The 12,456-nt window shown below is 67.4% G+C and carries 12 protein-coding genes; 9 read left to right on the forward strand and 3 right to left on the reverse strand.

Annotation, left to right across the window (positions count from 1 at the left end; genetic code table 11):
* Nucleotides 1–12 precede the first annotated feature (12 nt).
* From ACRXBZ_RS23865 to ACRXBZ_RS23895, 7 genes are all read left to right on the forward strand, one after another.
* Nucleotides 13–1,779 (forward strand): lytic transglycosylase domain-containing protein, encoded by a 1,767-nt coding sequence (locus ACRXBZ_RS23865; RefSeq protein WP_433880987.1) that lies wholly within the window; start codon nucleotides 13–15, stop codon nucleotides 1,777–1,779.
* A 204-nt stretch (nucleotides 1,780–1,983) separates the two neighbouring features.
* On the forward strand, nucleotides 1,984–2,937 hold the full coding sequence (locus ACRXBZ_RS23870) for a Ppx/GppA phosphatase family protein (protein WP_433880988.1): 954 nt from the start codon (nucleotides 1,984–1,986) through the stop codon (nucleotides 2,935–2,937).
* A 206-nt stretch (nucleotides 2,938–3,143) separates the two neighbouring features.
* On the forward strand, nucleotides 3,144–4,775 hold the full coding sequence (locus ACRXBZ_RS23875; protein WP_433880989.1) for a peptide ABC transporter substrate-binding protein: 1,632 nt from the start codon (nucleotides 3,144–3,146) through the stop codon (nucleotides 4,773–4,775).
* 73 nt (nucleotides 4,776–4,848) lie between these two features.
* A complete protein-coding gene (locus ACRXBZ_RS23880) occupies nucleotides 4,849–5,775 on the forward strand; it encodes an ABC transporter permease (RefSeq protein WP_433880990.1) in 927 nt (308 codons plus the stop codon).
* Nucleotides 5,768–6,727, forward strand: coding sequence for an ABC transporter permease (locus ACRXBZ_RS23885; protein ID WP_433880991.1), 960 nt, complete (start codon nucleotides 5,768–5,770; stop codon nucleotides 6,725–6,727). The genes ACRXBZ_RS23880 and ACRXBZ_RS23885 overlap by 8 nt, the downstream gene beginning before the upstream one ends.
* A gap of 11 nt (nucleotides 6,728–6,738) precedes the next feature.
* Entirely contained in the window at nucleotides 6,739–7,749 is a 1,011-nt protein-coding gene (locus tag ACRXBZ_RS23890) for an ABC transporter ATP-binding protein (RefSeq protein ID WP_433880992.1), read from the forward strand.
* Nucleotides 7,742–8,743, forward strand: a complete 1,002-nt coding sequence (locus ACRXBZ_RS23895; protein ID WP_433880993.1) for an ABC transporter ATP-binding protein — start codon at nucleotides 7,742–7,744, stop codon at nucleotides 8,741–8,743. The genes ACRXBZ_RS23890 and ACRXBZ_RS23895 overlap by 8 nt, the downstream gene beginning before the upstream one ends.
* An 85-nt stretch (nucleotides 8,744–8,828) precedes the next feature.
* Here the strand turns inward: ACRXBZ_RS23895 and ACRXBZ_RS23900 are convergent, their stop codons facing one another.
* Nucleotides 8,829–9,128 (reverse strand): DUF397 domain-containing protein, encoded by a 300-nt coding sequence (locus ACRXBZ_RS23900; protein WP_433880994.1) that lies wholly within the window; start codon nucleotides 9,126–9,128, stop codon nucleotides 8,829–8,831.
* Between the two features lie 16 nt (nucleotides 9,129–9,144).
* Nucleotides 9,145–10,368, reverse strand: coding sequence for a helix-turn-helix domain-containing protein (locus ACRXBZ_RS23905; RefSeq protein ID WP_433880995.1), 1,224 nt, complete (start codon nucleotides 10,366–10,368; stop codon nucleotides 9,145–9,147).
* 92 nt (nucleotides 10,369–10,460) lie between these two features.
* On the opposite strand from ACRXBZ_RS23905, the gene ACRXBZ_RS23910 reads away from it, so the two are divergent.
* On the forward strand, nucleotides 10,461–10,679 hold the full coding sequence (locus ACRXBZ_RS23910; protein WP_433880996.1) for a hypothetical protein: 219 nt from the start codon (nucleotides 10,461–10,463) through the stop codon (nucleotides 10,677–10,679).
* 169 nt (nucleotides 10,680–10,848) lie between these two features.
* Here ACRXBZ_RS23910 and ACRXBZ_RS23915 read toward each other — a convergent pair whose 3' ends face one another.
* Nucleotides 10,849–11,421 (reverse strand): TetR/AcrR family transcriptional regulator, encoded by a 573-nt coding sequence (locus ACRXBZ_RS23915; protein ID WP_433880997.1) that lies wholly within the window; start codon nucleotides 11,419–11,421, stop codon nucleotides 10,849–10,851.
* 139 nt (nucleotides 11,422–11,560) lie between these two features.
* Here ACRXBZ_RS23915 and ACRXBZ_RS23920 point away from each other — a divergent pair, with 139 nt between their 5' ends.
* On the forward strand, nucleotides 11,561–12,433 hold the full coding sequence (locus ACRXBZ_RS23920) for an NmrA/HSCARG family protein (protein WP_433880998.1): 873 nt from the start codon (nucleotides 11,561–11,563) through the stop codon (nucleotides 12,431–12,433).
* The last annotated feature ends 23 nt before the right edge of the window (nucleotides 12,434–12,456 follow it).

Raw genomic sequence — 12,456 nt, forward strand, 5'->3', positions numbered from 1 at the left:
GGATGGAAGCTAGTGACGGCTCGCAACAAGCGCCGCGGCAAGCACGAGTGGAAATCGGCTCCGCGGCTCGGCGCGGTGGCTCGGCGGAAGGCGCGCAAGTGGGTCGCCGTGACCGCGATGGCTCCGGTGCTGCTGCTGCCGACGACGCTGACGGCGTCGAGTTCGTTCCTGACCGATCCTCGGCAGCTGGTCGGCGAGGAGCCCGATCCGCGCGAACTTGGCGTGAGCGGGAACCTCCCGCAGGTACCGCTGCTCAGCCCCGAGGTGCTGGCGCGGGCGGCCGACCCGCAGCAACTCGCCACCGGCGCGGGGCCGCAGGTGGAACTGCCGACCGGGTCGCTGGGCATCCCGGGAGAGGTGCTGGACGCCTACGTCCGGGCCGCGAACCAGACGGATCGCGGTGGGCAGGACTGCGGTTTGCACTGGTCGGTGCTGGCCTCGATCGGCCGGATCGAGTCCGGCCACGCTCGCTCCGGCAACGTCGACGTGCTCGGCACGACGGTGCGGGCGATCCTCGGCCCTCGGCTGTCCGGCGACCCGGGCATCGCGGCGATCCCGGACACCGACGCGGGCCGCTACGACGGTGACCCGGTGTGGGACAGGGCGGTCGGGCCCATGCAGTTCATCCCGTCGACCTGGCAGAAGTACGCCGTCGACGGCAACGACGACGGGGTCGCGAGCCCGCACAACATCTACGACGCCAGCCTCGCGGCTGCGCGGTATCTGTGCAGCGGCGGCGACTTGCGCAGTCCGCAGAACCTCGCGGCGGCGGTGTTCCGCTACAACCACTCCGACAGCTACGTGCGGACGGTGCTGATCTGGGCGGCCGCATATGCGAACGGCGTCACGCCGATGCCTTCCGAGCTGGCTCCGGAGGTCGGCGACGTGCTCGAAGGCGAGCGCCTGCCGGACGGCCCGCAGGTGCTGGCAATGGTTCCGCCCGCGCCTCCAGCGCCGACCGGAGCGCCTGCGCCGCAGCCCACCCCGGCCACGCCCGCACCGACCGGCCCGCCGCCCGATGCGACGCCCCGCCCGGCGGAGCCGCCGACGATCGGGGTCCCGCCGCTGGAGATCCCGGAACCGTCCTCGCCGGAACTCACCCCACCGAACCCGACACCGCCGACCGTGCCCCAACCGGGTCTGCCGCCGGGTTCGGTTCAGCCTGCGCCGCCGTCGAGTTCGGGCCAACCGGGCCTGCCACCAAGCTTGGGCCAGCCTGCGCCACCGCAGAGCTCAAGCCAACCAGGTCCACCGCCGATTTCGGATCAGCCTGCGCCACCGCAGAACTCGGCCCAGTCCGGCCTGCCGCCGGGTTCTGCCCAGCCCGGCCTGCCGCCGGGTTCGGCGCAGCCTGCACCGCCGCCCAGCTCAGGCCAACCGGATCTATCGCCGGGCTCGACGCAGCCCGGTCCGCCAGCCGGTTCGGCACCGCCAGGGCCGCCGCCGGGTTCAGGCCAGCCGAGCTCGCCGGTTGCTGCGCCTGCGCCGCCCGATGTGGCTCCGCCTGGGGCTTCGGTTCCGCCGCCGTCCACGCCCGCGCCGCCGGTGGAGGCGAGGCCGCCGTCCTCGACGCCGGACGAGGCGCCGACGTCCTGCGCCCCGGGAGTGCTCAGCAGCGGGGAGTTCGCCACCTCAGAGCAGTCGCCGGGCACGGTCCTGGAACCGGGGGCGAGCGATCCGCACGCCGCGGCGCCGGGCCAGACCGTCTACGTCGAATCGGGAACGCCAGGCCTGCTCGCGCCCTGCGTCGTTCCGGAGGGATTTTCGCCGATCCGGTGAGTCACGCCGACCGTGAGCCATTCGGGTGGTCATAGCAACCCGAAAGGCTCACGGTCGGCGTTCTGCTGAAGCCGATCATCTGCTACCGCCGCCGGCTGGCGCTGCGCGTCTCGGGTTTCCGGGTCTGCTGGGCGGCTCGTGCCTGGCCGGTAGCGTGAACGGTGGGGCGCGGTGGGCGCTACCCGACGAACGAGGAGGACGCAGATGTCACGGGTCGCGGCGATCGACTGCGGGACGAATTCGATCCGCCTGCTGGTGGCCGACGTGACCGCGCACGACGACGGTCGGCGCGATCTGCGCGACGTCTACCGCGGCATGCGGATCGTCCGGCTCGGGCAGGGCGTGGACGCCACCGGCCGGCTCGCCGACGAGGCCCTGGAGCGCACCCAGGCGGCGCTGGCGGAGTACGCCGCGATCGCCGTTCGCAAGGGGGTCGAGCGCGTCCGCATGGTGGCGACCTCGGCCACCCGGGACGCGTCCAACCGCGAGGATTTCTTCGCCATGGTGCGGGAAACGTTGGGGGTCGATGCCGAGGTGATCACCGGCGACGAGGAGGCGCGGCTGTCGTTCACCGGCGCCGTCGGCGACCTCGACCCGGAGGACGGGCCGTTCGTCGTCACCGACATCGGCGGCGGCTCCACCGAGCTAGTCGTGGGCACCTGGGACGGTGTGCGCGCCGACATCACCGCCGCGTACTCCGCCGACGTCGGTTGCGTGCGGCTGACCGAGCGCTGCCTGCACAGCGACCCGCCCACCGACGAGGAGGTCCGGGAGGCCGAGAAGGTGGCCCGGCAGATCCTCGACGACGCGTTCGCGGCGGTGGACTGTTCGGGCGCGCGCACCTGGGTCGGGGTGGCCGGCACGGTGACCACCTTGTCCGCAATCGCACAGCGACTGCCCGAATACGATCCAGCGGCAATTCATCTTTCCCATATTTCCCAGATTCGAGTCGAACAGATCAGCGACGATCTTTTTCGTATGACGCATAACGAACGCGCCGCGATCGGCCCCATGCACCCAGGTCGAGTGGACGTGATCGGCGGCGGTGCGCTGGTCGTGAAGGTGTTGGCAGACGAATTGGCGGAGCGCGCTGGCATTTCCGTCATGACTGTCAGTGAGCACGACATCCTGGACGGGATAGCACTGTCTATCAGCTAGTTCTCAGGATGTGGACGCTATATTCCGCCTTTTGGGTGACAAATTGACTGGAATGATTCAGAAGGTGACGGCTTTGTGACAGGGCATTGCTGTGAAAAGGTTCTCACTTATGTTTACGCTCATCTGACGCGGCGGTGAATGATCCGCCGCGCGTGGTGACCCCGGAAATGAACACTTGGGGCACGCGTGGAAGCGGGAGGACCTACATGCGAAAGGGACGCTTGGCCGCAATGGTCGCCGCCCCGCTGGCGGTGGCGATGATCGCCACCGGCTGCGGTGGAGGCGGCAGCGGCTCCGGAGACGACGGCATCGTCACCCTCGACTGGGGCGAGCCGGAGAACCCTCTGGTCCCGGCGAACACCACCGAGGAAAACGGCGGCTTCGTCATCAACGCCCTGTTCACCGGCCTGGTCGACTACCGGGCCAGTGATCTGAAGGTGGAGAACGCGGTCGCGGACTCGATCGAGTCCACCGACCACCAGAACTACACGATCAAGCTGAAGCCGGGCTGGACGTTCCACGACGGGACCCCGGTCAAGGCCAAGAACTTCGTGGATGCCTGGAACTACAACGCATACGGTCCGAACGGTCTTCAGGGCGCCAGCTTCTTCGAGCAGATCGACGGCTACGACCAGCTGCAGTCCGAGGACCCGGACGGCAAGGACGGGCCGCAGCAGGCCCCGCCGCCGGCGGCCAAGGAGCTGGCCGGCCTCAAGGTCGTCGACGACAACACCTTCACCGTCAGGCTGAAGGCGCCGTTCACGATCTTCCCTGTCGTGCTGGGCTACTCCGCCTACATGCCGCTGCCGGACTCGTTCTTCAAGGACCCGAAGGCCTTCGAGGAACACCCGATCGGCAACGGGCCGTTCAAGTTCGAGTCCCGCGTTCCGAACCAGGAGCTGAACGTCACCGCGTACGAGAACTACGCGGGCGCCAACAAGCCGGCCATCAAGGGCGCCAAGTTCAAGGTCTACGAGCAGCTCGACAGCGCCTACCAGGACCTGACCGCGGGCAACCTGGACTTCCTGCGGGCGATCCCGGTCTCCGCGCTGATCGGTGACAAGTGGAAGCAGGACCTCGGCGAGCACGCCCACCAGAAGCCGGGTCTGCTGAGCCAGACGCTGGGCTTCCCGCTCTACGACCCGAAGTTCAAGAACCCCTTGCTGCGCAAGGCGATCTCGATGTCCATCGACCGCAAGACGATCACCCAGCAGGTGTTCGCCGGTGGTCGTGACCCGGCGGACGGCTTCGCCACCGCGGCGGTCGACGGCTATCGCCCGAACCAGTGCGGTGAGGCTTGCGAGTTCAACCCGGAGAAGGCCAAGCAGTACCTGCAGCAGGCGGGTGGCTTCCAGGGCGTGCTGACCGTCGAGACCAACGGCGACGGCGGCCACAACGAGTGGGTGCAGGCGGTGGCCGCGAGCATCAAGCAGAACCTCGGCATCGAGACGCAGTTCGTCCCGACCCCGACGTTCGGCGAGTTCCGGCAGAAGGCCAACGGATACAAGTTCAGCGGCCTGTTCCGGACCGGTTGGAAGGCCGACTACCCGAACATCGAGACCTTCCTGACCCAGCTGTACCGCACGAACGCGTCGTCGAACGACTACAAGTACAGCAACCCGGCGTTCGACGCGGCCCTCGACAAGGCGAACGCGGCTCCCACCATCGAGGCGGCCACCGCTGCCTACGCCGATGCGGAGAAGCTGCTCGCCGACGACCTGCCGCTGATCCCGCTGTGGACGCAGCCGGTGCAGTACGGCTTCTCGGAGCGGATCGCTGAAGGTGAGGTCAAGGCTTACCGTGAACTTGACCTGACCACGGTGCGCCTGAAGCAGTAAGAACCGAGCCGGCGCCCGGCCCGCCGTGATCCGGCGGGCCGGGCCCTGCATTGGCTGTGATTAGGAGGCCCGAATGGGTCGCTACTTGTTGCGGCGGCTGCTGCAACTGATCCCGGTCTTCATCGGGACGACTCTGATCATCTACTTGCTCGTCTGGGCGATCCCGGGTGACCCGTTCGCGGGAAAGTGCGGCGACCGCGGCTGTCCGCCCGCCTACATCGCCGAGATGCACGAGAAGTACAACCTTGACGATCCGTTGATCGTTCAATACTTCAAGTACCTCGGGAAGCTCCTAACGGGTGATTTCGGGGAGACCTACGCGGGCATCCAGATCAGCACGCTGATCCAGAACGCCTACCCGACCACCATCAAGCTCGCCGTCGTCGCGCTGGTCATCGAGGGCATTATCGGCCTGGCGGCCGGCATCCTGACCGGCCTGCGCGGCCGCGGATTCCTGGACAACCTGGTCCTGGTGTCCACCCTGTTCCTGATCTCGCTGCCGGTGTTCGTCACCGGTTTCGTGCTGCAGATCACCCTGGGCAGCGAACTCGGCATCATCAAGCCAACGGTCAGCGCGAACCCGTCGATCGGGGAACTGATCGTGCCCGGCTTCGTGCTCGGCTCGCTGTCCATGGCCTACGTGGCGCGGCTGACCAGGACCGCCATGATGGAGAACCGCCACGCGGACTTCGTCCGGACCGCGGTCGCCAAGGGGCTGGAACCCAAGCGTGTGGTCGGCGTGCACCTGCTGCGGAACTCGTTGATTCCGGTGATCACCTTCCTGGGCACCGACCTCGGCACGCTGATGGGTGGCGCGATCGTGACCGAGGGCGTGTTCAACATCCACGGCATCGGCGGCCTGGTCTTCAAGTCGATCCTGACCAAGGAAGGCGCCACGGTGACCGGGATCGTCACCCTGCTGGTGCTGGTTTACCTGCTGATGAACCTGCTCGTGGACATCCTCTACGCGGTTCTCGACCCGAGGATCCGATATGACTGACAAAAGTGTTTCCAGCCTGGTCACCGGCCCGGCCGTGGGACCGGAGGAGCCGGCCCCCCCGGCCACCGGGGGCAAGTCCCAGAAGCCCCGCGGCCTCTGGGGCGACGCGTGGCTGGACCTGCGGCGCCGTCCGCTGTTCATCGCGGCGTCGCTGATCATCCTGGCGCTGCTGTTCATCACGGCGTTCCCGGGCGTGTTCACTTCGGTAGACCCGTCGTGGACGAATCTCTCCAAGTCCAGGCAGCCGCCTTCCGCCGAGGCCTGGTTCGGCTACGACAACCTCGGACGGGACATCTTCGCCCGCGCGATCTACGGCACCCGCGCATCAATCGCGGTGGGCGTGCTGGCGACGCTGCTGACCGTGCTGTTCGGCGGTGCCGTCGGCATCATCGCCGGCTTCTTCGGCGGTTGGGTGGACAACCTGCTGTCCCGGTTCTCCGAGATCTTCCTGGGCCTGCCGTTCGTGCTGGGTGCGATCGTCATCCTTACCACCTTCAACGCCGAGCTGGCCATTCCCAGCGCGACGCGGATCGTCGCCCAGGTCGTGCTGACGATCGCGGTGCTGTCCTGGCCGATCTCGATGCGCATCATGCGCTCGGCGGCGATCTCGGCGAAGCAGCAGGACTACGTGAAGGCGGCGCGGGCGCTCGGCGCCAGCGCGCCGCGGATCATCCTGCGGCACATGCTGCCGAACTGCCTCGCGCCGGTGCTGGTGTACTCCACGATCGCGCTGGGCGGCTTCATCGGTGCCGAGGCGACGCTGTCGTTCCTGGGCATCGGGTTGCGCGACCCGGTCGTGTCGTGGGGCGTGATGATCGCCGAGTCACGCTTCTACATCCAGGCGGCGCCGCACCTGCTGTTCTTCCCGGCCGGGTTCCTGGTGATCACGGTGCTGGCGTTCGTGATGCTCGGTGACGCCGTGCGCGACGCGCTCGACCCGAAGCAGAGGTAGGAGAAACCGATTTGTCTACTGTGGACAATAAGGCTCCGGCGGAGCGGCTGCTGGAGGTCGACGACCTGCACGTGGAGTTCCGCACCCGGGACGGCGTGGCCAAGGTCCTCAACGGGGTGAGCTACCACGTCGACGCCGGCGAAACCCTCGCCGTGCTCGGCGAATCCGGTTCCGGCAAGAGCGTCACCGCGCAGACCATCATGGGCATCCTCGACATCCCGCCCGGTGCGATCACCGGCGGGGTGATCCGGTACCGGGGCGAGGACCTGCTCACGGCGTCGGACAGCCGTCGCCGGGAGTTGCGCGGCGACTCGATGGCGATGATCTTCCAGGACGCGCTGTCCGCGCTGAACCCGGTCTACACCGTTGGGTTCCAGATCGCCGAGCAGCTGCGAATGCGCCGCGGCATGTCCCGCAAGGCCGCCATGGCCAGGACCGTCGAGCTGCTGGACCAGGTGAAGATCCCGAACGCCAAGCAGCGCGTGAAGGAGTACCCGCACCAGTTCTCCGGCGGCATGCGGCAGCGCGCGATGATCGCGATGTCACTGGCGCTGGACCCGGAACTGCTCATCGCCGACGAGCCCACCACCGCACTGGATGTCACGGTGCAGGCCCAGATCATGGACCTGCTCGACGAGCTGCGCCGGGAACTCGGCATGGGGCTCATCCTGATCACCCACGACCTGGGCGTGGTCGCCGAGGTCGCGGACCGGATCGTGGTGATGTACGCGGGGCGGATCGTGGAGTCTGCGGACGCCTACTCGCTTTACAAGCAGCCGGGCCACCCGTATACCGAGGGCCTGATGCGGTCGATACCGCGCCTGGACCTCAAGGGGCAAGAGCTGGAGACCATCAAGGGCCTGCCGCCGAACCTGCTCGCGGTGCCGCCGGGTTGCCCGTTCCACCCGCGCTGCCCCCGCGCCCAGGAACGCTGCCGCCAGGAGGTGCCGACCTACCACCAGTTGGGTCTGGGGCGGGCCAGCGCCTGCCACTTCGCGGAGGAGTTGATGACCCGTGGCTGAGCCGATCCTCCAGGTGCGGGACCTGGTCAAGCACTTCCCGGTCACCCAGGGCGTGCTGTTCAAGCGCACCATCGGCCACGTGCGGGCCGTTGATGGCGTGTCGTTCGACCTCAACCGGGGCGAAACGCTCGGCGTGGTGGGCGAGTCCGGCTGCGGCAAGTCGACCCTGGCGCAGGTGCTGATGCGGCTGGAGAAGCCGACCAGCGGCACCGCCTTGTTCGAGGGCCGCGACATGTTCAAGATGCGCGGCGCCGAGCTGCGCAAGCTGCGCCGCGACCTGCAGATCGTGCTGCAGGACCCGTACACCTCGCTGAACCCGCGGCGCACCGCGGGCGACATCATCGGGGAGCCCTTCGAGATCCATCCCGAGGTGGCGCCGAAGGGTGAGCGGCGGCGGAAGGTGCAGGAACTGCTGGAGGTGGTGGGGCTCAACCCGGAGCACATCCAGCGCTACCCGCACCAGTTCTCCGGCGGTCAGCGGCAGCGCATCGGCATCGCGCGGGCGCTGGCGCTGCGGCCGAAGGTGATCATCTGCGACGAGCCGGTGTCCGCGCTGGACGTCTCCATCCAGGCGCAGGTGATGAACCTGCTCGGCGACCTGCAGCACGAGTTCGGGTTGTCGTACGTGTTCATCGCCCACGACCTCGGGGTGGTCCGCCACCTGTCGGACCGGGTGGCGGTGATGTACCTGGGCAAGATCGTGGAGATCGGGTCCGACGAGCAGATTTACGAGCACCCGCAGCACCCGTACACGCAGGCGCTGCTGTCGTCGGTGCCGGTGCCGGACCCGACGCTGCGCGGCAAGCGCGAGATCATCCGGCTGACGGGCGACGTGCCGAGCCCGGCGAACCCGCCGTCGGGCTGCCGCTTCCGCACCCGCTGCTGGAAGGCGCAGGACATCTGCGCGCAGAAGGTCCCGGAGCTGGAAGTCCGCCTAGGCGACCATCCCTCGGCATGCCACTTCGCCGAGGAACGCCCCCGCGTAATCTCCTGACGGGCGATTTTTTCGAGGTGAGGGGCACCCTTGGGCCGACATAGCCACCCAAGGGTGCCCCTCACCTCTTACCCGATCCGGTGGTTCAGGCGTCGAGCGAGCCGTCCTTGACGGCACGCAGGAACGCCTGCCACCGGGCAGGAGTGACGGCTAAGTGCCCGCCGTCGCGATCCTTCGTGTCCCGAATCCCGACGGCGTCGAAGCTGATACCGACCTCGACGCAGTTGTCGTTGTGCGGGCTGTAACTGGACTTCCGCCATCCGACCTCGACGCAGTTGTTGTTGTGTGGGCTATAACTGGACTTCCGCCATCCGACCTCAACGCAGGTGCCTTGCCCCTGCGAGTACGAGGACTTCCGCCAGAGAATCGCTTCATCGCGCTGCATCCGTAGTCTCCAAACGTCATCGCGCGAACTCGTCCGCGACGCGCAGGATGAACTTCTCGGACTCGACCGGGTCCAGCGCAGCCGCCACGAGCTGTTGCCACAGCAGAGTGTATGCGTCCACATCGTCGTGTCTGTCCAGGTAGCGGCCGTCGGTGAAGTCCTCGACGTAGACGAACTCAAGCGGACCGGCGTTGCCGGGCGACGGTACGCGGAAGAGCTTGAAGTCGTGCGTCGCACGCGGTGCTGTCGCTGCGTCGAAAGGAAGAACCTGAATTTGGACGTTTCGAAGTCGCGCGATCTCGGCCGTGTGGCGGAGCTGATTTTCCATCAGCTCCCGATCACCTACGAGGCGGCGAAGTGACGACTCAGAAAGGACGAAGCTGACCTGCGGCGCGTTCGGCTTGGCCAGGACGGCTTGCCTCTCCAGCCGGGCTTCCACTGCATCCTCTGTGGACTGATCGCTGGGTTGCACCTGAGACGTGGTGAACAGCGCGCGGATGTACTGCTCCGTTTGAAGCAAGCCTGGCACGATCTCGGTCTGGTATTGGAAGATCGCAGCGGCGTCGGCTTCGAGATCCACTGCCATGCGGAAGTACTTGGAGTACACGGACCGATAGCCGGACCATCGACCACGATCCTGGCTCCCGCGTGCCAGATCGAGCAGCTCGTCCAGGTCGATGGCGTTCGGTGCGTGCTGCTCGTACGCGTTCGCGAGCTTCTTCAACACATGCTGCGGCAGCGCGGTTTGGCCGCGTTCGATCCTGCTCATCGTGCTGTTGGTCTTCCCGATGAGCTTGCCCGCGGCATCGAGGTCGAGACCGGTCTGCTCCCGCGCGTGGCGCAAGAGATGACCTACGAGCAGTCGCCGGACAGTCGGTGTTGGCATGCCGTAGAGCATCGCATTTGATCTGTGTCCCGCAGCGTAACCCGTTCGCATGGTTCTTGATCGTTTAGCTTGCGCCCCATGAGACTCATCAATCACAGTAAAGTGGGATTGCAACAAGTCGGGAGATGCGATGTCTGAATTCGCCTTGGTGGACTGGTTTTGGCGGCCGGTGGGGGTTGGGCGGCACGCCTTCGGCGTGGCCGCGAAGCGGGCCGAGCCGCATGCGCGCGTGACGTCGTTCTGCGGGGTTGAGGTGGAGGCGTGGCAGGTGCAGCGGTTGCCTCCCGAGGCGGAGTGGTTCGACGACGACACCTGCATGGACTGCTGGCGCCGCATCAGCTCGCGGTGGGCCACGGGGTCGTGAGTGCGAGATCCGGTTCTTACCGGTTTTCGCACTCACGACCCCTGACCGGCGCGAACTCAACCCATGGCAATGAGGAGAAATCATGTTCTGGCTTCAGGTGAGCACTCTTGTCCTGGTCAACGTGCTGATAACGAGCATGCTGCTCATCCGGGCTCCGCGTGCGCAGCACGGCGGTGCCGGTGAGGGTGCTTTGAATGTGTGGCAGCTGATCGAGGACATCGAGGCGGAGCGACAACGGGAAGCCGTGGCTACCGGCCGACACCACCTCGATACCGAGACCCTTGCACGCTTGCGCATCTGACCGCGAGACCTGGTCCGGCGCATCCCCTCCCTCGCCGGACCTCATGGTGGCCGGGCGCTCCGCCCCCGATCCAGCGCCCGGCCACCCCCCGGCGGACCGCTGCGCCCGGCTCCGCTCGTGAGTGCTTTGGGCTGCTACAGCAACCCAAAGTGCTCACGGCACCCGGGGGTCATCGGGCCGGGCGGAGGCCTGCGTAGAGGACCGCTAGTTCGTTCGCCGGGCGTTGCTCGGCTACGGCGCGGCGGTACATGTTCAGGGCTCCCACGATCAGCGATCGCACCTCGGCCGTCGTCACGTCGGCGCGGACCGCTCCCGCCTGTTGCGCGCGTTCCAGCAGCGTGCCGATGGCGTTATTGAAGTCGTTTTCCGGGCAGGCCGTTCTCGGTTGCTGGCCCGTCGATTCCAGGGCGTCGCAGATGTCCTTGTTAAGTGCGGCGTGCTCGATCACCCGCTGGAAGTAGTCGAAGAACGCCCGCCCGGGATCGTCGGCCGTCGCGTGGTCGCGGGCCTCCTCGACCATTCGCTGGATCCGCTCCACCACGACCGCCTCGAAGAGCGCTTCCTTGGTGGGGAAGTGGCGGTAGACGGTGCCGGGGCCGACGCCGGCCCGGCGGGCGATGTCGTCCAGGGGGACGGCCAGGCCTTCGGCGGCGAACAGCTCCTGGGCCGCGGCCAGGACCCGTTCCCGGTTGCGCTGGGCGTCCGCGCGCAGTCGCTTCCCCGAAGCGTTCGTGGTCGTCACGAGTCGAGCCTACCGCTGCGGTGGACAAGCGGGGCGAGCGTTCCGTATATTTTCCGAAACGAAAGCGGGGCGCACGTTCCGTATATTTTGCGAAAGCGGGGCGCCCGTTCCGGTTGTGCCCGTTGATGCGGAGGCAGAAGTGTCCACAGCAGACAAGGTCGTACTGGTCGTCGGAGCCACCGGGCAGCAGGGCGGCTCCACCGCCGCACAGCTGCTCAAGCGGGGCTGGCGGGTTCGGGCATTCACCCGCAGCGCGTCCAGCGCCGCCGCGCGGCGGCTCGCCGACGCCGGTGCGGAACTGGTCGAGGGAGACATGGGCGACGGGGCGGCGCTGGAGGACGCGATGCGGGGCGTGTATGGCGCTTTCAGCGTCCAGCCGACCTTCATCACGCCCGAGCTGACGCCCGACCTGACGAACGAGAAGGAGATCGGGTGGGGCAAGAACGTCGCAGACGCGGCGAAGGCCGCCGGGGTGCGTCACCTCGTCTACGCCTCGGCGACCAACGCGGAGCAGCGGATCGGGTCCCCGCCCCTGGACAACAAGTGGGCGATCGAGGAGCACATCCGCGGGCTGGGCGTACCTGCCACGATGCTGCGACCGGTGTCGTTCATGGAGAACTACCTCGCGATGATGCCGGGGCAGGCCGCCACGGACGGCGAGCTGGTGAGCGCGGTCAGAGCCGACGTGTCGCAGCCGCTGATCGCGTTGGAGGACATCGGCACGTTCGCCGCGCTGGCCTTCGAGAACCCCGACGAGTACGTCGGTCGGGCGGTGGAGATCGCCGGGGATTCGTTGACGCCGCCGGAGATCGCCGCCGCGCTGTCCCGGGCGACCGGCCGGGAACTCCGCCACGTCGAACTGCCGCTGGAGCCCCTGCGCGAGCAGAATCCCGTCCTCTACCGCGCCTACTCCGCGATCAACGAACTGGACCTGTCGGTGGACATCCCGGCCCTGCGCCGAGTCCACCCGGGACTGATGACCTTCGAAACCTGGCTCGCCAAACAGTTCTGAACTGATCTTCCGAGGCGAAGGGC

The organism is Saccharopolyspora hattusasensis, from assembly GCF_050972075.1.
In the GTDB taxonomy this organism is placed as follows: Bacteria; Actinomycetota; Actinomycetes; order Mycobacteriales; family Pseudonocardiaceae; genus Saccharopolyspora; species Saccharopolyspora hattusasensis.

What these genes read in the sequence shown, in the direction of transcription:
- ACRXBZ_RS23870 (WP_433880988.1), top strand. Translation starts at nt 1,984, where the DNA reads ATGTCACGGGTCGCGGCGATCGACTGCGGGACGAATTCGATCCGCCTG.
- ACRXBZ_RS23875 (WP_433880989.1), top strand. Translation starts at nt 3,144, where the DNA reads ATGCGAAAGGGACGCTTGGCCGCAATGGTCGCCGCCCCGCTGGCGGTG.
- ACRXBZ_RS23880 (WP_433880990.1), top strand. Translation starts at nt 4,849, where the DNA reads ATGGGTCGCTACTTGTTGCGGCGGCTGCTGCAACTGATCCCGGTCTTC.
- ACRXBZ_RS23885 (WP_433880991.1), top strand. Translation starts at nt 5,768, where the DNA reads ATGACTGACAAAAGTGTTTCCAGCCTGGTCACCGGCCCGGCCGTGGGA.
- ACRXBZ_RS23900 (WP_433880994.1), bottom strand. Translation starts at nt 9,128, where the DNA reads ATGCAGCGCGATGAAGCGATTCTCTGGCGGAAGTCCTCGTACTCGCAG.
- ACRXBZ_RS23910 (WP_433880996.1), top strand. Translation starts at nt 10,461, where the DNA reads ATGTTCTGGCTTCAGGTGAGCACTCTTGTCCTGGTCAACGTGCTGATA.